Source organism: Streptococcus sp. CP1998 (genome assembly GCF_041026655.1).
In the GTDB taxonomy this organism is placed as follows: Bacteria; Bacillota; Bacilli; order Lactobacillales; family Streptococcaceae; genus Streptococcus; species Streptococcus dentalis.
This window is the reverse complement of record NZ_CP163380.1, coordinates 599931-618095: the sequence shown is the minus strand read 5'-3', so window position 1 is coordinate 618095 and position 18165 is coordinate 599931. Positions and strand designations below refer to the sequence as shown.

The 18165-nt window shown below is 43.4% G+C and carries 24 protein-coding genes; 5 read left to right on the top strand and 19 right to left on the bottom strand.

Features of this window, described 5'->3' with window-relative positions:
* Positions 1 to 38 precede the first annotated feature (38 nt).
* The 6 genes from AB4X21_RS03305 to asnA all read right to left on the bottom strand — a co-directional run bounded on the left by AB4X21_RS03305 (position 39) and on the right by asnA (position 4582).
* Complete coding sequence (locus tag AB4X21_RS03305) at positions 39 to 359, bottom strand: hypothetical protein (protein ID WP_021152749.1); 321 nt, start codon at positions 357 to 359, stop codon at positions 39 to 41.
* 26 nt (positions 360 to 385) lie between these two features.
* On the bottom strand, positions 386 to 1096 hold the full coding sequence (ccdA2, locus tag AB4X21_RS03300) for a thiol-disulfide oxidoreductase-associated membrane protein CcdA2 (RefSeq protein ID WP_004219721.1): 711 nt from the start codon (positions 1094 to 1096) through the stop codon (positions 386 to 388).
* A gap of 161 nt (positions 1097 to 1257) precedes the next feature.
* Positions 1258 to 2340, bottom strand: coding sequence for a SepM family pheromone-processing serine protease (locus AB4X21_RS03295; RefSeq protein ID WP_342984177.1), 1083 nt, complete (start codon positions 2338 to 2340; stop codon positions 1258 to 1260).
* Positions 2324 to 2812 carry a pantetheine-phosphate adenylyltransferase gene (gene coaD, locus AB4X21_RS03290; RefSeq protein ID WP_003011880.1) on the bottom strand — a complete coding sequence of 163 codons (489 nt, stop codon included), beginning with the start codon at positions 2810 to 2812 and terminating at the stop codon, positions 2324 to 2326. Before coaD ends, AB4X21_RS03295 begins: the two co-directional genes overlap by 17 nt.
* Complete coding sequence (rsmD, locus tag AB4X21_RS03285; protein WP_021152746.1) at positions 2802 to 3341, bottom strand: 16S rRNA (guanine(966)-N(2))-methyltransferase RsmD; 540 nt, start codon at positions 3339 to 3341, stop codon at positions 2802 to 2804. The genes coaD and rsmD overlap by 11 nt, the downstream gene beginning before the upstream one ends.
* 248 nt (positions 3342 to 3589) lie before the next feature.
* Positions 3590 to 4582 carry an aspartate--ammonia ligase gene (asnA, locus tag AB4X21_RS03280; RefSeq protein ID WP_003005888.1) on the bottom strand — a complete coding sequence of 331 codons (993 nt, stop codon included), beginning with the start codon at positions 4580 to 4582 and terminating at the stop codon, positions 3590 to 3592.
* 159 nt (positions 4583 to 4741) lie between these two features.
* Between asnA and AB4X21_RS03275 the strand changes: the two genes are divergently transcribed.
* From AB4X21_RS03275 to AB4X21_RS03260, 4 genes are read left to right on the top strand one after another with little or no spacing between them, the layout of a single operon-like run.
* The gene (locus AB4X21_RS03275; protein ID WP_041826243.1) at positions 4742 to 5419 is read left to right on the top strand and encodes an XRE family transcriptional regulator; all 678 of its coding nucleotides are present in this window, start codon (positions 4742 to 4744) and stop codon (positions 5417 to 5419) included.
* A gap of 2 nt (positions 5420 to 5421) precedes the next feature.
* Positions 5422 to 6834, top strand: coding sequence for a Y-family DNA polymerase (locus AB4X21_RS03270; RefSeq protein ID WP_369088169.1), 1413 nt, complete (start codon positions 5422 to 5424; stop codon positions 6832 to 6834).
* Positions 6831 to 7202 carry a hypothetical protein gene (locus AB4X21_RS03265; protein ID WP_129824977.1) on the top strand — a complete coding sequence of 124 codons (372 nt, stop codon included), beginning with the start codon at positions 6831 to 6833 and terminating at the stop codon, positions 7200 to 7202. The genes AB4X21_RS03270 and AB4X21_RS03265 overlap by 4 nt, the downstream gene beginning before the upstream one ends.
* Positions 7183 to 7509: a DUF5960 family protein gene (locus AB4X21_RS03260; RefSeq protein ID WP_070594369.1), complete on the top strand. Its 327-nt coding sequence runs from the start codon at positions 7183 to 7185 to the stop codon at positions 7507 to 7509. The genes AB4X21_RS03265 and AB4X21_RS03260 overlap by 20 nt, the downstream gene beginning before the upstream one ends.
* Before the next feature lie 52 nt (positions 7510 to 7561).
* Here the strand turns inward: AB4X21_RS03260 and AB4X21_RS03255 are convergent, their stop codons facing one another.
* The 12 genes from AB4X21_RS03255 to AB4X21_RS03200 form a co-directional block, all read right to left on the bottom strand.
* Positions 7562 to 8278 (bottom strand): YebC/PmpR family DNA-binding transcriptional regulator, encoded by a 717-nt coding sequence (locus tag AB4X21_RS03255; protein WP_003005873.1) that lies wholly within the window; start codon positions 8276 to 8278, stop codon positions 7562 to 7564.
* Between the two features lie 174 nt (positions 8279 to 8452).
* Positions 8453 to 8707, bottom strand: a complete 255-nt coding sequence (locus AB4X21_RS03250; RefSeq protein ID WP_013903192.1) for a Txe/YoeB family addiction module toxin — start codon at positions 8705 to 8707, stop codon at positions 8453 to 8455.
* Between the two features lie 3 nt (positions 8708 to 8710).
* On the bottom strand, positions 8711 to 8965 hold the full coding sequence (locus AB4X21_RS03245) for a type II toxin-antitoxin system Phd/YefM family antitoxin (RefSeq protein ID WP_369088168.1): 255 nt from the start codon (positions 8963 to 8965) through the stop codon (positions 8711 to 8713).
* Positions 8966 to 9215: 250 nt separating this feature from the next.
* A complete protein-coding gene (locus AB4X21_RS03240; protein WP_369088167.1) occupies positions 9216 to 10310 on the bottom strand; it encodes a nucleotidyltransferase in 1095 nt (364 codons plus the stop codon).
* Between the two features lie 6 nt (positions 10311 to 10316).
* Positions 10317 to 11057, bottom strand: coding sequence for a class I SAM-dependent methyltransferase (locus AB4X21_RS03235; protein ID WP_369088360.1), 741 nt, complete (start codon positions 11055 to 11057; stop codon positions 10317 to 10319).
* A gap of 323 nt (positions 11058 to 11380) precedes the next feature.
* Positions 11381 to 11734, bottom strand: a complete 354-nt coding sequence (rsfS, locus tag AB4X21_RS03230) for a ribosome silencing factor (RefSeq protein WP_003005865.1) — start codon at positions 11732 to 11734, stop codon at positions 11381 to 11383.
* Positions 11735 to 11748: 14 nt separating this feature from the next.
* A complete protein-coding gene (locus tag AB4X21_RS03225) occupies positions 11749 to 12249 on the bottom strand; it encodes a cysteine hydrolase family protein (protein WP_369088166.1) in 501 nt (166 codons plus the stop codon).
* Entirely contained in the window at positions 12250 to 12846 is a 597-nt protein-coding gene (yqeK, locus tag AB4X21_RS03220) for a bis(5'-nucleosyl)-tetraphosphatase (symmetrical) YqeK (RefSeq protein ID WP_369088165.1), read from the bottom strand.
* Complete coding sequence (locus tag AB4X21_RS03215; protein ID WP_003012335.1) at positions 12843 to 13475, bottom strand: nicotinate-nucleotide adenylyltransferase; 633 nt, start codon at positions 13473 to 13475, stop codon at positions 12843 to 12845. The genes yqeK and AB4X21_RS03215 overlap by 4 nt, the downstream gene beginning before the upstream one ends.
* Positions 13476 to 13496: 21 nt before the next feature.
* Entirely contained in the window at positions 13497 to 13808 is a 312-nt protein-coding gene (gene yhbY, locus AB4X21_RS03210; protein WP_003005853.1) for a ribosome assembly RNA-binding protein YhbY, read from the bottom strand.
* 222 nt (positions 13809 to 14030) lie between these two features.
* Positions 14031 to 15137, bottom strand: a complete 1107-nt coding sequence (yqeH, locus tag AB4X21_RS03205; RefSeq protein ID WP_369088164.1) for a ribosome biogenesis GTPase YqeH — start codon at positions 15135 to 15137, stop codon at positions 14031 to 14033.
* A gap of 2 nt (positions 15138 to 15139) precedes the next feature.
* Positions 15140 to 15667, bottom strand: a complete 528-nt coding sequence (locus AB4X21_RS03200; protein ID WP_045759146.1) for a YqeG family HAD IIIA-type phosphatase — start codon at positions 15665 to 15667, stop codon at positions 15140 to 15142.
* A gap of 182 nt (positions 15668 to 15849) precedes the next feature.
* On the opposite strand from AB4X21_RS03200, the gene AB4X21_RS03195 reads away from it, so the two are divergent.
* Positions 15850 to 16464, top strand: coding sequence for a TVP38/TMEM64 family protein (locus tag AB4X21_RS03195; RefSeq protein WP_150905462.1), 615 nt, complete (start codon positions 15850 to 15852; stop codon positions 16462 to 16464).
* 68 nt (positions 16465 to 16532) lie between these two features.
* Here AB4X21_RS03195 and AB4X21_RS03190 read toward each other — a convergent pair whose 3' ends face one another.
* Complete coding sequence (locus AB4X21_RS03190; RefSeq protein WP_369088163.1) at positions 16533 to 18107, bottom strand: hypothetical protein; 1575 nt, start codon at positions 18105 to 18107, stop codon at positions 16533 to 16535.
* Positions 18108 to 18165 lie beyond the last annotated feature (58 nt).

The following is an 18165-nucleotide window of genomic DNA, read 5'->3' as shown; positions in this document are numbered from 1 at the left end:
GGAGAAAGTCATCCTCAGATGACCTCTCCCTTCTTTCATTAGTTGTCTGATTTCATATCAGATGATCCACTCTTTTCGTCTTTCATTTCTGAATCGCTGGATTTCATCTCATCCTTTTTCATATCGTCCTTCATTTCAGAACTGCTGTCAGACATCATAGATGAATCTTTCATGTCTTCTTTTTTCATTTTATCATCGGACATGGATGAATCCTTCATGTCATCCTTCTTCATATCGTCCTTCTTCATCATACTACTATCGTCCGTTTTTTTCATGTCTGAATCTGATTTCTGTCCAGAACAAGCTGCTAAAGTGACGATGCTAAGTGTAGCAATAGAAAGTGCAAGAATTTTTTTCATGATTTTTCTCCTTTAATCATTCAAGATTAGTGAAACAGGGATGCGAGGCTATTAAGATTTCCTAGCATCAGCAAGATGCCCATCAAGATGATGAGGGCACCACCAATTTTTTTCAAGGTTCCCATATGGGGCTTGAGTTTAGCAAAATGTTGTAGAACCCAGCTAGAAGCCAAGGCTAAAAGCAAGAAAGGCAGAGCCAAGCCTAATGTATATACCAGCATCAGGAGAGCGCCTTGCAATGCACCATCTCCTCCAGAAGCTGCAATGGCTAGAACAGAACTCAAAACTGGTCCGACACAAGGGGTCCAACCAAAACTGAAGGTGACCCCTATCAGAAAAGCATTGAAGAATTCATTGCGCTCCCGATTCTTTTTGAGTTGGATAGTCTTTTGCTTTTGGAGTTGTCTCAGATTGATCACTTCCATTTGGTGAATCCCTAGTAAGATCACAATCCCTCCTAGCAGATAGCGAAACCATGGAGCATACAATACCTGACCAAGAGCCCCTGCACCGTATCCTAGAATTAGGAAAACAGTTGATAGACCTGCGATAAAACAAAGAGTCTTCACCAAGCCATACCAAGAAATATCTCTTCCAAAAATTCGAACAGTTTTCACACGTTCAGAATCCAATAGAATCCCTACATAGACTGGCATCAGTGGCAAAATACATGGGGAGAAAAAGGATAGAACTCCCGCTAAGAATACTGAAATGGAAAACAAACTGGTTTGAATCATTTCACTACCTCCCTTTCTTTCTGATACCAGTATAAAGAAAAAATCCCTCTAAAAATAGAGAGATTGATAAGCAAAAACTTGAATTTGATTAGAAGATGAATGTTCCCCTCTGCTAACACGATGTCATACGTTCAAGTACGAAATTTGTCAAACAGGCTACTTTAGTTCTTTTTCAAATAATCGATGGCATCCTGCAAGGTTTTGACGGGTACAATTTTCATCTTCGAATGAATTTGTTTCGCTGCTTCTTTAGCTGTTTCATAGTTTGATTTGGCCTTGGGATTGGCTTTCTTTTCTTCTTTGGAAACAGGATTATTAGGGGCAAAGAAAATTTCTGCTCCTTCTTTATCGGCTGCGACGACTTTCTTGTCAATCCCACCGATATCGCCAACCGTTCCATCTTGGTTAATGGTTCCTGTCCCTGCAATATGGCGTCCCTGACGAAGATCTGGATCAGCCACTTGGGTGTAGATGGCTAGGCTAAACATCATACCGGCACTTGGTCCACCAATCCCTTGGGTCGCAAATTGGACAGGAACATCGCCTTTGGCTTCAGTCCGGTCGATTAGGCTAATCCCGATTCCGTTTTTCCCGTTGGACAATTTGATGATCTTCCCATCTGCGGTCTTGGTTTGTCCATCCTCGATATAGGTCACTGAAACGGGATCGCCAATTTTTTGAGAACCGACATAGTCAATCAATTCTTTGGAACTCTTAAAGGTCTTGCCATTCACACCGGTGACGGTATCCGCAATGTTCAAGATACCCTTAAAGGTCGAATCATCTGCCACCTGCATGACATAAACACCTAGAAAGTCCATCTGGGTTTCTTTTCCAGCTGTCTTTAACCCTTGGTAGATGGCCATATTTTGCGAGGTTTCCATATAGAATTGGTTAATCCGCGTAAATTCTTGGCTCGAACTACCACCTGTCATATCCTTGGCAGAGTAGATATCTGTAAAAGGTGTCGCCCAAGCATAGATCAAATCAGCCGGGGTCGCTTCTTTCACTGCCACGGTTACAAAATCATAGGATCCTGACTTGGTATCCATTTTTCCATCGACTGTCATGACCGATCGAATGTCTTCTGCCGTTCCTGGCATCTCAATATAATAGGGAAGGCGAATCACAAAAGCAGCTAGCAAGAGGAGCAAGAAAAGAACGCCTGCAATCGGCCATCGGTATTCTTTCAATCGTCCTTTTTTCTTTTTAGTGGGCAAGCTTGGTTTATTCGCTTGTGTCATCTTTGATTTCCTCCATTACACTCTTTGGTACATAAGGTGAGATATCCTGCTGAAAAGCCAGCAACTCTCGAATACGGGTTGAACTAATAGCCTGGTAAGGAGGCTGGGCATAGAGATAAACCGTCTCCAATTCAGGCGCCAACTGATGATTAAAATAATCCATATTGGCTTCGTATACTAGATCCTGTGCATTGCGCAAGCCCCGGATCAAGGTGATGACCCCAAGATTGCGCGCCACTGTCACAGCCAACTCTTGAGTTGACGTCACAATTTCAACATTTTCCAAATGAGCCAGGGCCCCTTTCACCATGCGCACGCGCTGCTCAATGGAAAAGAGTCCGACTTTTTCCGGATTATAAAAAATTCCGACATAGACACGGTCAAACAAGCGACTAGCTCGCTCGATCAATTGCACATGCCCAATGGTAATCGGATCAAACGATCCTGTAAACAATCCACTTCTATCTGACATATACTGTTACCTTACTAATTCCATAGATTTTTTCTTTCCAGATTCCCACTTGTCCGATTTCCTCAGGAAGTTCTACGTGTTTATCAGTTTCGCACACAATCATGATGTCCTCTGACAAGAGATGGCGCTCGCACAAGGTTTCGATATCGCGAACAATCTCTTCCTTAGCATAAGGAGGATCCAAGAAAACTAAGTCAAAGGTGCCCGTTAAAAGCCCTAAGGCCTGCTTGGCCTCCATTTTTAGCAGTTGAAACCGTTCCTTTTCCTTAGTCATGGCAATATTGGCTGCTACAATCTCCTGCGCTCTACGATCTCGTTCTACTAGAACGGCCTCTGACATGCCTCGAGAAACTGCTTCGATAGAGAGCCCACCGCTTCCTGCATAGAGATCCAGCACTCTTCCACCGTCAAAGTAAGGACCAATCATATTGAACATGGCCCCTCTGACCTTATCAGAAGTCGGCCTGGTTGTTTTTCCTTCAAGTGTTTTGAGGGGACGTCCCCCATAGGTTCCAGATACTATTTTCATAGGGACCATTATACCAAAAAAAATCAGAAAATTGCGATTTGATATGGTCAAGCGACAATTAAAAGAGGCTGGGACAAAAGTCCTAGCCTCTCAATTATTTTTGGATTGTCGAGCAAGACGCAGTGGTTGAGTGGGCTCTATTACGCTGATTTCATCAGCTTTTACAGCCCTACTCAACTGTGCGAAGGTGGGACGACGAAATCGAATTCTAACGAATTACCGATTTCTGTCCCACTCTCTTTCTTTCCTTATAGGATATTTTCATATTCATCGCGGACAGATTGAGGCCAGACACTAGTTTGGACTTCACCGATATGTTTCTTACGAAGCAAGAACATAGCCAAACGAGATTGTCCGATCCCTCCACCAATTGTAAGTGGGAAAAGACCATTTAACAAAGCCTTGTGCCACTCTAATTGTAGACGATCCTCGTCCCCGGTAATCGCTACTTGGCGACGAAGCGTATCTTCATCGACACGGATCCCCATTGAAGACAACTCAAATGCTGAACCTAGAACGTCATTCCAGACGAGGATATCACCATTCAAGCCCTTGTAGCCATTTTCAGACTCTGTTGTCCAGTCATCGTAGTCAGGTGCACGTCCATCGTGTGGTTTGCCATCTGCAAGCTCTCCACCAATCCCGATCAAGAAAACGGCTCCGAATTCTTTGGCAATGGCATTTTCACGCTCTTTTGGAGTTAAATCTGGATAGCGTTCCACCAACTCTTCTGTGTGAACGAAGGTAATTTGTTTTGGAAGAACTGACTCAATGTCATAGCGCGCTTCTACTGCTAGTTCTGTCAAACGAATCGCCTTGTAGATTTTTTCAACCGTTTCTTTGAGGTAGGCGATGTTGCGTTGACCATTGGGGATGACTTTTTCCCAGTCCCATTGGTCTACATAAACAGAGTGGATAGCGTCTAGCGAATCTTCATCTGGACGAAGGGCCTTCATATGGACAAAGAGACCTTCACCTTCTCCAAAACCAAAACGTGCCAAGGTATGGCGTTTCCATTTTGCAAGTGAATGCACGACTTCATAAGTCTCATCAGGAATTTGAAGGACCTTTACAGATACCGGATGTTCGATCCCAGAAAGGTTATCCTGCATCCCGTCTCCGACCTTGCTCAAAATTGGCCCTTGGACTTCAATGATGTCCAATTTATCTTTTAAATATTGTGTGAACGTCGTTTTAACAAACGAAATTTCTTTTTGTTGGTGGATAAAACTTTTTTTCATATAGTTCCTCATTTATAGACATTTTAGAAATGATTATACTCTTTTTTCAATCAAAATCAAGTCTTTTCATTCGTTTTCAACTTAATTTTTCTCTTGCAAAAAGGATTTATTTTTGATAAACTATACGTAACTTTTAAAACGTTACATAGGAGAACTGACATGTTTGATGCAAAAAAACTAAAAGAAAGACGCCTGGAAAAAGGCTTGACCCAAGCAGATGTCTACGAGGATCTCAAGATTTCTCGCAAGACTTACTCCAGTTGGGAGAATGGCTTAGCGGAGCCACACGAAAAAAATCTCAGGAGGTTGGCCAAGCGCCTCTCCGTTAAAGAGGACTACTTTATTAACAAAGACTCCGCACTCTACACCTACCCTTTATTAACCCCACCTCATCAAAAGAAAGTCGACCAGTTGGCCAGCCAGTTATTGGAACAGCAACAAAAAGTTGTTTCCTTGACTGCTTATAAGGTTCTTTCGATTGAACTAGCAGCCGGTTTAGGACATACCTTTTATGACAACGAAACGGACTATGAAACCGTCTATTTTGACCAAGAGATCCAGCACGATTTCGCTTCTTGGGTATCAGGTGATTCGATGGAACCTCTCTATCCCAATGGCTCTGTTGCCCTCATGAAGCAGACTGGCTTTGACTATGATGGGGCTGTCTATGCCCTCATGTGGAACGGAAAAACCTACATCAAGAAAGTCTATCGAGAAGCGGAAGGTTTGCGCTTAGAATCCATCAACCCTGACTACGATGATTTATTTGCTCCCTATGAAGACGAGCCCAAAATCGTCGGCATTGTGGTCGGGCATTTTCTTCCACTCGAGGTTTAAATATGCTATTTGATTATTCACGTGAGCCTCATTCTGATATTGCTTTTGTGGATATGAAAAGTTTTTATGCTAGCTGTGAATGTGTCCGTCTAGGTCTCAACCCCTTGACGACTTCCCTTTGCGTCATGAGTCGAAGCGACAATTCTGCTGGCCTGATTTTGGCGAGCTCTCCCGTTTTCAAACAAGTCTTTGGTAAGAAGAATGTGAGTCGTAGCTACGACCTACCTTTTGACCTCAAAACCAGAAAATTTAATAGCTACGTCGCCAAAAAGCAAGGATTGCCCACAGATTCAGCCTTTATTGCATCCATTGAATCCTGGGCCAAGAGAACTCTGATTGTGCCTCCACGGATGAATGCCTATATTCAAGTCAATATGGAGATTCAGAAGGTCTTTCAGGAATTTGCGGCACCAGATGATATTTTCCCTTACTCGATTGACGAAGGCTTTATCGATCTGACTTCTTCCTTAAATTATTTTATTCCAGATCCCTCCCTCTCTCGAAAGGAAAAACTAGATCTCCTTTCTGCCAGAATCCAAAAAAGGATCTGGCAGGAAACTGGAATCTACTCTACCATCGGCCTCAGCAATGCCAATCCCCTTCTTGCCAAGCTAGCCTTGGACAATGAAGCCAAGCATTGCCGAAATATGCGCTCCAATTGGTCTTATGAAGATGTAGAAAGTAAGGTCTGGAAACTGCCCCAGCTCACTGATTTTTGGGGCATTGGACGTCGGACTGAAAAGCGATTGCAAAAGATCGGGATCACATCGATTGCTGAACTGGCTCAGGCCCATCCGGATCTCTTAAAGAAAGAATTCGGAGTCATGGGTCTGCAACTCTGGTTCCATGCTCATGGCATTGATGAAAGCAATGTCCACAAGCCTTATCGTCCGAAATCACGAGGCATTGGCAACTCTCAAATCTTGCCCTATGACTACCATCTACAAGCTGATATTGAACTGGTGTTTCGGGAGATGGCTGAGCAGGTGGCTATTCGCTTGCGACGGAAAAAAAAGAAGACCCAACTGGTCTCCATTCATGCCTCTTACTCCAAAATCGAGGGGCTTCCGTCCATTCACTGCCAGCAAAAGATTGAGCCTACTCAATCCACCAAAGTTTTATCCGATACGGTTCTGCGGCTCTTTCGCTCCAAGTACGAAGGAGGCGCCATTCGGCAGATTGGCGTTTTTTATGGAGAACTTGTCGAGGAGTCTCTTCAACTCTTTTCTCTCTTTGACGATCCAGTAGCCTTGGAAAAAGAGGAAAAACTCCAGCAGACCATTGACCGCATTCGGGACCAATTTGGATTCACCTCTCTTCAGAAAGGCTCCTCACTACTAGAAAACTCACGCGCCATTGCACGCAGTAAACTAACAGGCGGACATTCCGCAGGAGGCTTAGATGGATTAACATGATCGACCGTTCTTATCTCCCTTATCAATCCGCCCGCGAATTTCAAGATCGTGGCATGGCCAAATGGGCTGGCTTCTTTTTATCCGAGCACACAACTGCCCTGCAGACAAAAGAAATTGACCGCAGTCAGCTCACAATTCTTCCACTTGCTGAACAGATCCAGCTCCTGGAGCAGGCCTTTCAACAACAAACGACGATCTCGATCACAACTTTAGAGGGGAATCAATTTGCAACCTACACAGGTTCGATTCACACCTTATCTGCTTCTGAGCTTCTTCTCAAAAGCGATGGCCACTACCACCGTCTCCTCGTAGACTCTATCATTTTTATTGAATCTGAGGAAACAGCCTATGAAACCTATTCAGACTAAACACGAATTACAATTTGATTATTTTTCGGAGAATTACCACCAATTTGAGACAGACTTTTACAAGTGGGCAGCTACTTCTACGCCACTCGTCTTTTTAGAAGACGATATTCTCCACTCTATGGCAGCAGGCCAGCGAAACTACTTTCGTCTTCACCACACCAAAAGTCGGGATCATCGAGACCATTATTTCTATTTTAAGGTTTCCACACTCTCCCAATCACCCCTGACCCGTATTTACGCTTATACAGGACATCACTTACAAAAGATAGTTCCTCATCAAACAGAGAAAAAGGATAGCTTGATCTAAGAAGCTATCCTTTTTCTTAATTTATGGGATTCACTACAATCCTTAGGAGTGATTAGAATCCATCTACGTTTGTGTAGATTTTTTGTACGTCTTCGTCATCTTCAAGAACGCTGTAAAGTTTTTCAAATGTTTCCAAATCTTCACCTGACAACTCAACTTCTGATTGAGGAATCATTTCCAATTCTGTTACTTGGAATTCTTCGACACCTGATTCACGCAAAGCAACGATTGCTTTGTGAAGATCAGTTGGAGCAGTGTAGACGGTGATCGTTCCTTCTTCTGCTTCGACATCATCTACATCCACATCTGCTTCAAGTAAAAGTTCAAAGATCGCATCGGCATCATCACCAGCAAAGACGATAACACCTTTGTTGTCAAAGAGGTAAGATACAGAACCTGAAGCTCCCATGTTCCCACCGTTTTTACCAAAAGCAGCACGGACATTGGCAGCTGTACGGTTAACGTTTGAAGTCAAAGTATCAACGATCAACATCGAACCATTTGGTCCAAATCCTTCGTAACGTCCTTCTGTAAAGGTTTCGTCAGTGTTTCCTTTTGCCTTATCGATCGCTTTATCAATAACGTGTTTTGGCACTTGCGCTTGTTTAGCACGGTCAATAACGAATCTCAAAGCAGTATTTAGTTCTGGATCTGGTTCACCCTTTTTAGCAGCTACATAGATCTCCACACCAAATTTGGCATACACTTTTGAGTTGGCACCATCTTTGGCAGTTTTCTTGGCAACAATATTGGCCCATTTACGTCCCATGAGGATTCTCCTTAAATTTTTTCAAATTATTTTCAATCTTTAACATTATATCACAAATCATCGAAGTTAGACTAGATTTTTCTATTTTTAGAAAGGGGATTTTATAGGAATTTTCTTCGAGTTGGAAATTCTAAATAGCTATCCTAACTATCAAAAAGATCCTCTTTTAAAGACTTAATAATGATCTTTAAATGACAGAAAAGCGACACCTGACTCATCTAGCATATAAATCAGGCGATTCTCTGCATCAATCCGCCTTGACCATGCTCCTTGAAAGTCATATTTCAAGGGCTCAGGCTTACCAATCCCAGCAAATGGATCCCTTTGGATCTCTTTGATAAGAGTATTGATTCGCTTCAGTGTTTTTTTGTCCTGACTTTGCCAGTAACAATAATCCTTCCAGGCATCTTCTGTAAACTTGAGTAACATCCGTTACCCCTCAATCTTATGGAATTGAACCTGGCCAGCTCGGACTTCTGCCATGCCCCGCAAGACCTTATCTGACAATTCCTTGTTCTGAGCTAGTCTCAGGGTTTCTTGTAGGCTGTCCCACTCGCTCTTAGAGATGACCACAATATCTTCGTCTGGATTCTTATTTACGACCGTCAAAGGCTCAAACTCATCATTCACCTTCTTCATATAATCCTTCAAATGATTGCGGAATGTTGAATAAACGACTGCTTCCATGACCATACCTCATTCTACCTCTTTTCTATTATTATACATGAAAAAGAAAAACTTGTCAGAAACTTGTACAAGTTTTTCCCTCTCTACCTAATTATTCGTAAAAAGTTTCTAAAATTGGTAAAAAAAATCTACTGTCTAAAAAGAATTTTTAGACAGTAGATAAACATTGTTTCCGTATATCATAAACTTCTTGCCTTATGTGACAAAAACACCTTTATTTTTGGGGAAAAGGAGATTTCCGTGAGACATTTTATTCTTCCACTCTCACGGGCACCCGACCCCAGATCTGTTCAGGCAATTGGGGATGGCCTAGCTGATACACCTGATCTGCTTGCTGAGTCAAACCATCCCAAGGTTCCTTACCGATTCGAGTCACGATTTCTACTGATTTTTTCAAGCCTTTGAGGTGAGCTTGTCCCTTTGCGGAAAATCCTAAGACATGAATGGCATCGGGAAGAGCTTGATCCATCGCCCCTACCAAGATGTAGGTCAAGATGCGGCGCACACGCGCCTTAGTATAACGCTTGGTTGCGACTTTCTCCACCAGGTCTTCCACAGTGCTAGCACTTCGAACCGCATCCTTTATCCGATTGGCCAGTTCCTCATTGACTTGAAAAATCTGTGTCAGATCCGGATGGGTTAGGATTTGATAACGGAGCAGTTGGTCATAATCCTCCCAAGACACCTGTGGTGCCGACTGAAAGAGTTGACTATTGGGCATGAATTTAGCGACAAAGTCTTGATCTTCCTTGTGTAGGCGTAGACTAGTCGCAGAAGCATAGGCCACCTCTTTTTCTTCTGAATGGTAGCTTGCACCTTGCCGTTGGATAGCCTTGAGCGCAATCCCCTTCCCAGCACAAGCCTTGGCATAGGCCAAGCCCAGAATATGGTTGGGAGTATCTCCTGTGAACTCCACTCCAGCAAAGGTTTCCCACATTTTTTGGGTCTTTTGTGGATAGGATAAATCTTCTGGAAGATTTCGCAAGAAACCTTCCATTTCCGCCTCTTTCTCCGAATAAACACTCGCAATCGCTTGGTAATCTAAGACCGCTTCTGTCCCAAAAGTCAATTGGTCGATTCCCAGACGGGATAAGATTTCTACCGCTCCCTTGGCAAAATGATCCGCCGATTGAACAGCCACGAGAAAGGGGAGCTCGACCACCAGGTCCGCTCCATTTTCCAAAGCCATCTGCGCGCGAATCCACTTGTCTACAATGGCAGGCTCGCCACGTTGAACAAAATTCCCAGACATGGCCACAATCTTCAGCCCTTCTGCCTGTTCCAGCAGGTACTTGTGACCATTGTGAAAGGGATTAAATTCTGCAATAATACCTGTAACTGTCATGCTTTCCTACTTCTGTGCTACGAAGAACCATCGTTTGCTGGTCTTTGTTGGCTCTTTGTCCTCAAAGTCTGCGTACAATTTGAAAGATTTAAAGCCAGCCTGCTCCAATAAGATGTCATAGGTTAAAACTTCATAAGTGCGTTCCTCATGGATTTCATCGTGGCGACTAAAGGTTCCATCTTCTTCTTGGACAAAGAAGGTCAGCTCATGGACGATCGAGTGAGGGGCCGCGTCCTCGTAAGTATCCCAGAGCATGGCAAAGTCTTCGGCATTCTCGTGGTAGGAATAACCTGGGAAAACCTCATCCGTCTGATAGGTCGAATGGACATCAAAGATAAAGACTCCGTCCTCATTGAGGGCATTATAGACTTCTTTAAAGACATCCCCTACTTCTACCTCGTCCTGCATATAGCAGATAGAATCCGAGTAGCAGGTCACGAAATCGTAAGTGCCTGCTTGTGACAAGTCCAGCATATTCCCCTCGATAAAATCAATCTTCTGCTTGGCTGAAGCAGCTCTTTTTTCAGCAATTTTCAGCATGTCCGCACTCAGGTCTAATCCTGTCACATCAAAACCAGTTTGGGAAAAGCGGACAGACTGGATCCCTGTCCCACAAGCCAATTCCAGTAATTTTTTCCGGTCCTTGCTTTTAGGGAGATGCCGGAGGGAAAAATCCGTCCACAAATCATACAGACTGTCATCCATGACCGCATCATAGACCGCCGCAAACGTTTCATAAGTCGCCATATTCATGATACCGAGTCCGCCCGTAATCCGATAGAAAATTAGGAGCACGACGATGGAGCTAAGCTCCAAGGAGAGCTATCTATTTCCCGAGGATTACAGGACGGGTTCAAATCCTTTCTAAGATACAAAGAGCCTTAAAAGCAAAGAGAAAATAGGAACCTTTCTGCCCTATCGTCAGATACAAAGGAAGTTACTCTTTTTCTCACAGCTTTTAGCTCGTGTTCAATTATCAAACCAACTAAACACGAGGCTCCATCCTTTCTTTCCGTAGAATTTTCAATTTAACCAACAAAACTCAGTTGCTACCAACTGAGTTTACCTGCTTATGCTAGGGCTGCTGAAAGATCGACAGCACTTGCTTCGTGCCATAGCTTTTCTAGGTTATAGTGGGCACGCATTTCTTCTGAGAAGACATGGACCACCACACTACCTAAGTCAAGAAGGACCCAACCTCCAGCTGAATCACCTTCGACGTGGCTGGCATTGCCACCAGCTTCAACGACCTTCTCGCGAATATTTTCAGCGATAGCCTCCAATTGACGGCTATTCATAGAGCTTGCGATGACAAAGTAGTCTGTCACGCTGGTTAAGCTTTGAACATCCAAAGCTACAATGTCTTCTGCACGCTTTTCATCTGCTGCTTTGACAACTAGTTCAAGTAGTTCTTTTTCTTTCATGTAATCCTCTTTCCTTAAAAAATTGATTTGTAATCTAAGACATCCGCAAAACGTTCTGCCCAAATATTTTCATAAAATTCATTCAGCGTTTCTGCTGGAATATCCTCTCCATCAAAGGTTGTGACAGCTCCTTCTGGAATGACCAGCTTGTAGCCATATTCAAATCCCACTTTGACGGATGTATCGACACAATATTCTGTCTGCATACCACACAGGACCAGTTGTTCAATCCCTTGTTGATCCAAGTATTCTTTTAATCCTGTCTCTTTAAACATGCTATTGTATCGCTTCTGAAATACCTTTTCATTTGCCTGTCTCTTCAACTGAGGCGACAATTGCCAATCTTCCGAAGTTAAAGCCTCTGGCGTTTCAATATGCTGCATGTAGATAATTTCAATCTGCTGTTTTCTAGCCTGCTCTTGCAAATAAGCGATCTTCTCTAAGATCTTTTCTGTCTCAAAACCTGTTTCCACTAAGATATTTTGTACATCAATAATGATAAAAGCTGTCTTCACTCACTGCTCCTCTTTCAAATACTTCACAAAGGCGTTATAGGTTTCAAGGGTTTGGGGATAAATGGGCAATCCTTGGTGGGCCAGGTGTTCGACTGTGCGAGCCGTCTCATAGGCCACAGCACGATCCAAAGAAACTTGAGCGATATCACGTGCTTGTTCTACCCCAGGAAAGGCCCGGTTGTGTTCAATATAATCTGCCACATAGACAATCTTGTCTAAGGTCGACATCTGTCCACTCCCCACGGTGTGAATCTCAATACTGCGAAGAATGGCTGGATTTGTCAGCCCCAGATCTTCTTGGATCTTATAAATCCCGACCATCCCATGCCAGACATTGTTGCCCCAGTTTTTTAACGCTGGATCCAGCTCATAGCGATCGATCAAGTCCAGAAATTCCTGATCCGATATTTTCTTGGCGTAGTCATGTAAGAGACCAGCTAGGCCAGCCTGCTCTTCATCAGCCCCATATCGTTTGGCCAAGTCACGCGCAACCTTCTCAACTCCTAAACAGTGAGTTAGCCGCTTTTCTGGCAGGATTTGACGCATTTTTTCAAGCAAGACCTCACGAGAAAAGCCTAGATAGTTTTCATAGGTCATTGATACAATCCTTCTTTCTTGATGTAGTCCAAGACTGGTTTTGGCAACATAAAATTCGGCGTCCGGCCTTTGGCAACAAAATCACGCACCATACTAGAAGAGATGTCCATGAGAGGAACATCCACCCAGATCACCGGATAAGAAGTCCCTGCCTTATAGCGTGGTCGCTGGACTCCGACAAATTGCACAATCTCCACCAATTCATCGATGCGGTGCCATTTTGGTAAATAATCTACCATATCTGCACCAATAATGAAGTAATAATCTGTGTCTGGATCCCGTTCATTGAGCAAGAGCATAGTGTCGTAGGTATAAGAAATCCCTTTCCGCTCAAGTTCAATCGTCTCGATTTCCAGACCTTCAATGCCTTCAATAGCTAATTCCAGCATCTTAAGGCGATGGTGCTCTGCAATCGTCCCCTTGGCATCGACATGCGGTGGCTCATACTCAGGCATCAAGAGCACCTTATCTAATCCTAATTGTTGGCGCACTTGATCCGCAACGACCAAATGGGCATTGTGGACCGGATTGAAATTTCCACCCAAAATACCAACTTGTTTGCGTTTCTTGTCTTTGATCTCTGGCTCTAACTCTACCTTGGTAAAGGGAGTCAATAGTTCAATTGCCATAGGTTTGCTCTCCTCGATGTCCTAAATTTCTTTTACCTTCGCTGAAATTTTACGATTTTCTTTTTTGCTCGATTGTTTAAACAAGATGAGAATCCGACCAATCTTTTGGACCGTTTCCACACCGATTTCTTCTTCCAAGATTTCTGCTACTTCATGGATATTCTCATCCGTATTTTGAAGAAGAGTTACCTTGATCAGTTCGCGCGCATCTAGCGCTTGGCGCACACTGGTTTTAATTTGGTCATTGAGCCCATTTTTCCCGATTTGGATAATGGGTTTGAGGCTGTGGGCTTGGCTGTTGAGGAAAGCCCGTTGTTTAGATGTTAATGTCATGTTTTTACTTCCTTTTTTTGATCGTTATTTTAAGTGGTGGGGACGGCCGGAACTAATTTTTCAAAGATCTCATCTTTGAAAAATGGATTTCCTCACCTCAAAATGGAGCCTTGGTCTCCATTTTGCCCTTGCCAATCGATCGATTGGCAACTACACCACGGCAATAACGATCTCTTTATGAGCTCACTTCGTGCGCTCTTCAATTCATTCTATTACAAATTTTTAAATAATAGCTTTGCGGGTGACGACGGCGACGCCTTCTGGTGCCCAGACAGCTACTTTGGCTTCTCCATTGACGCGGATCCAGCCGAGGCCTGAGATGACGAGGTCTGTCTTGTCCTTGATGGTGAACTCATGAGAAACCAAGAGCGGGAATTCTTCTTTTTCCTTGCTATTAGGTGGGGTTAGTAAGCCACCGACATGCTTGTCATAAAAGGCGGTCGCTCCTTCGAGCTTAGTTCGGTGAAGCTTGAGTTCGTTATCAAAGAAGGCGGTGAAACCTTGCTTTTCTCCCTTAATAAAGTCAAAGCGTCCCAGACCACCCAAGAAGAGGGTTTGCTCTGGATTGAGCTGATAAGTCTTAGGCTTGATTTCCTTTTTAGGGCTGACATACTTGAGATTTTTTGCTGTCAAGTAATGAGCCATCTGGTGACGATGGATAATCCCTGGTGTATCGTAGATGTAGGATCCATCGTCCAGTGGGATTTCGATCTTGTCCAGTGTCGTCCCTGGGAAGCGAGAGGTCGTGATGATATCCTTATCTCCAGTGATTTCTTGGATGATTGCATTGATGAGGGTCGATTTCCCAACGTTGGTCACACCCACCACATAGACGTCACGGCCCTTACGGTACTGTTCAATCTTTTCCATCAAGTCCTTGATAGCACTCTTGTTTTGGGCAGAGGTGAGGACCACATCGACAGGACGCATGCCTTCTTCGTGGGCCCGCTCCATCAACCAATGGGTCACCTTGCTGTCCTTGACAGACTTGGGCAAGATGTCTTTTTTGTTTCCGACCAGGAGGACATCATTTCCTGCTACAAAGCGTGGTAAGCCAGGGATAACGGATCCATTAAAATCAAAAATATCCACTACATTGACCACGAGAGCATCACTATCTCCTACTTCGTGAAGGAGTTTTAGGAAATCATCATCTGTCAGATGCACATCAGTGATTTCATTGTAGTGACGCAGACGGAAACAGCGTTGGCAATAAACCTCGCCTGTTTCCAAGCCCTTTTCAAGAGCTGATTGGGGAGTATAACCTAGTCCCTCTTTGTTTTCTGTCTGAATGGGGGCTCCACAGCCAATACAGAATAATTCTTCCATTCTTAAATTCCTTTTTTGTATACAATCGGACCATATTTTTCGGCCATTTGCTTCATAACACGGCGTTCACGCGCCCGGTTGATCTGCGTCTTGATCGAGTCATGCTCGACCAAAGGTTTGACCAAAATCGAACGAATGCCTGCACGATGGGCAGCCCGGATATCCGTCATCAGTTGATCCCCGACCATGACCACTTCATTTTTCTCATAGTGGAAACGTTTGAGGGCCCGATCAATCCCAAAAGTAAAGGGCTTGAGCGACCAGGCTTCATAGTCAATATCAAATTTCTCAACAGCGCGCTTGACCCGTTTGGGGCTATTATTAGACACTACGATAACCCGAATCCCTCCATCACGAAGGTCATGCAACCACTGGCGCATCTCCGGAGTTCCATCCGGATTGTTCCAAGCAATCAAGGTGTTATCCAAATCCACAAGGACCGCCTTGATGCCCTGTTTTTTCAAGTCTGCAACGGTGAGATCATAGGCTGCTTCCACCGCAAAATCTGGTTTGTAATTTTCGATTGACACGTTTTTCTCCATTTTTTATACTCCTTTCATTGTAGCATAAAAAGGCCCATTTTGCACTCGCTTCACGACTAAAACAACGACAGACTCCTATCAGGTCAATTTCACTGCTCAAAAAATAGACAAAATCCTTACAAAGTTCCAAAAACATGGTATAGTAGAAGAAAAAGAACTCGGAATTTTTTATGAAACAAACAAGCTTAAAAGAGGTCTCTCCTCTTCTCCAGCGCATCATTAATTGGTCCTCCATCATCGGAGCTCTTGGGACCTTGGCCTTTTGTATCTGGGCCTACTTTGCTGGCATCCTTCAATCCAAGGAAACTTTGTCAGCTTTTATTCTACAAGCGGGCATCTTTGGACCACCTCTCTTTATCTTTCTTCAGATCCTTCAGACAGTGGTCCCTATTATTCCCGGTGCCCTGACATCTGTAGCAGGTGTTTTCATCTACGGCCATATTATTGGGACCATTTACAATTACATCGGCATCGTCATCGGCTGTGCTATTATCTTCCATCTCGCCAGAATGTACGGGCCCAAGTTCGTCCAATCCATGGTCAGTCAGAAAACCTACGACAAGTACATTGGCTGGCTCAATGAAGGCAAGCGATTCGATCGCTTCTTTATCTTCATGATGATCTGGCCAGTTAGTCCCGCCGACTTCATCTGTATGCTGGCAGGTCTGACCAATATGACCTTCAAACGCTACATGACCATCATCATCCTCTGCAAACCTATCACCCTCGTCATCTACACCTACGGCCTGACCTATATCATCGATTATTTCTGGCAAATGGTCTAAAGCATAACACCACCTCCTAAAGACTAGGAGGTGGTGTTTTTGTAGTTCTATGAATAGTTTATTACTCTCTATTTCGCAACCCAACCAATCGCGTCTGCAGGAGGATTGTCCACATCGATCCAGATGAAATCAATGCCGATTTCACCGTTTTTGAATTTAGTAAGACGGATACCATTGATTTCTAACTGAGATAATTTCTTACCCGTTAAGATCTCTCTGTCTTTTAACTGAAAGACCCCACGAAGAATCCAATTTCCAAGGATTTCTTGCTTATCAGTTGATTGAATGGCCTTCCCAGCTTCTTGGTTGATATAGGCCGTAATCACATCACCTGATGATAAAAATCGTAGCTTAAAGGTCCGTTCTTCTTTTGGGAGCACAAGTTTACTTGTACCTGTCTCAAACCTTCCAATATCTTTACCAAAAAAGTCCGGACGCTCCTCATGAAAATGTTTGGAGTCTGGAAGAGGAATATACACTTCACTGACTGGACGATACACCAGCTGTTCAATTTCTTTGATTAGTTTTTCATTCCCCGTCTCGTGTACAAAGCGAATCAAGTCTTCACGAATGGACTTCATCTGGGCTTTTTCTTCCTTGGTAGACCATTTTTTCAAGAGGATTTCTTCTAAAGAAAAAGTCACAAAAGCTAGTTCTTCTGGAGCCAGACTGTCTTTAAATTTTTCCTGAATCTTTAAAATCCGTGGCAAGCGATCCTTCTTGGCCAACTTTGATCCACCATTAAAGGCATTAAAACCAGAATTTTCTTCTACATTTCCATGCTTGTCTGTGATCACCCACGACACCGTCTCAAGAATCTCAGTATCACTTTTTTCTGAGGTCAATAAGTGAAGATGTTCAAAGAGATAAAAGGGATCTTCGACATAATTCACATCCCAGGTATCAACCACAATCTCCTTATTCCTAAAGGTCATATGGAGCTGACTATCTGCAGCCGTATATTTGTAATCATGCTGGCCGTCCGTAAAACGGAAATTTGTCGGATTGTTTTTGGTCGTTGATCCTAGAATCTTGAGATGGTCTAAATCAACCGGCAAATAAGTTGTCTCTCCTACATGGATCTGAGGCTTGTGTCCTTTCGAGGTCGGCATCAAAACATGATAGACGGCTTCTACATGACTAGCATCATCATGAAATCCCTTTATGAGTGCTTTGGAGGATTCAATCCGTTGATTTCGCAAAGACGCAATCTCACGGGCCAGTTTTTCATAACGGGCATCATTTTCTTTATCAGCTGTTTCCTTGTCCGGTGAAATCTCAGCCTGAAATCGGATTTCACTCAACAGCTCATTCCAAGACTGCGAATCTTTCTTAAACTGAGCAATCTTTTGATCCCCTGAATCCAAACCAAAGGATTTAATCCCAACCAAATACTTATGTTGCTCATCAACGACAACCGAAGCATCATAGGAGGTATTAGCAATATCCTCACCAACCGCATGAAAAGCTTTTTGGAAAACAGTCTCTTGGAATTTTGAATTGACAATCGGAGCAACATAGCTTTCTCGATCATCAGAATCTTCACCTTCTGCTTTTTGAGAAAATGCTTCACTCAGACTAGCAAAATTGGTAATGAGAGTCTTATATTTCTCTTTTTGTTCTTTTTTTAAGTGTTCCCACATCTATTCATCCTCACTTCTTATTTAAGTATATCAAAAGAAGACTAGATTTTCACTAGTC